Source organism: Mycobacterium sp. IS-2888 (genome assembly GCF_001954215.1).
Taxonomy (GTDB): domain Bacteria; phylum Actinomycetota; class Actinomycetes; order Mycobacteriales; family Mycobacteriaceae; genus Mycobacterium.
This window is the reverse complement of sequence record NZ_MBET01000017.1, coordinates 1-739: the sequence shown is the minus strand read 5'-3', so window position 1 is coordinate 739 and position 739 is coordinate 1. Positions and strand designations below refer to the sequence as shown.

Sequence of the window (739 nt, the reverse complement as noted above, 5' to 3'; positions counted from 1 at the left end):
CGGGTGTTTGTGCTTGATGCGGGGTTGTCTCCGGTTCCGGTGGGGGTGCTTGGTGAGTTCTATGTCGCGGGCGCGGGTGTGGCCCGGGGATATCGCGGCCGCCCGGCGTTGACCGCGACGCGGTTTGTGGCCTGCCCGTTCGGGCCGGCCGGGGCGCGCATGTATCGCACCGGCGATGTAGGGCGATGGACCGCACACGGCGCACTGGAATTCGTGGGCCGCGCCGATCAACAAGTCAAGATCCGCGGATTTCGGGTGGAGCCCGGCGAAGTCGAGGCCGTGCTGGCCACCCACCCTCGCGTAGCGCACGCCGTCGTCATCGCCCGCAGCGCCCCCAACGCCGCCGACGACGTCAACAACACCCACCTGGTGGGCTACGTCGTGCTCACACCACCATCCACCGCGAGCGACGCGAGCACGACCGCCGCACTGGCCGGCGACATCCGGCGGTATGCCGCGACACGACTGCCCGAGTTCATGGTGCCCGCCGCAGTCATGGTTCTTGAGGCCCTGCCATTGACCGCCCACGGCAAACTCGACCGAAAAGCCCTGCCGGCCCCGCAGTTTGTCAGCGACGTGGCCTACCGAGCGCCCCGCGACCCACGCGAAACAGTGCTGGCCAACCTATTCGCCGAAGTCCTCGGGGCCAACAAAGTCGGCATCGACGACAGCTTCTTCGCCCTGGGCGGACACTCCCTCTCAGCGACCCGACTCGTCGCGCGCATCCGCACCGAACTCG

1 protein-coding gene is annotated in these 739 nt (G+C 68.5%); it reads left to right on the top strand.

Annotation, left to right across the window (positions count from 1 at the left end; genetic code table 11):
* Nucleotides 1-739 (top strand): phosphopantetheine-binding protein (locus A5745_RS02520; protein WP_139329419.1); only part of this gene is annotated, 739 nt, incomplete at both ends.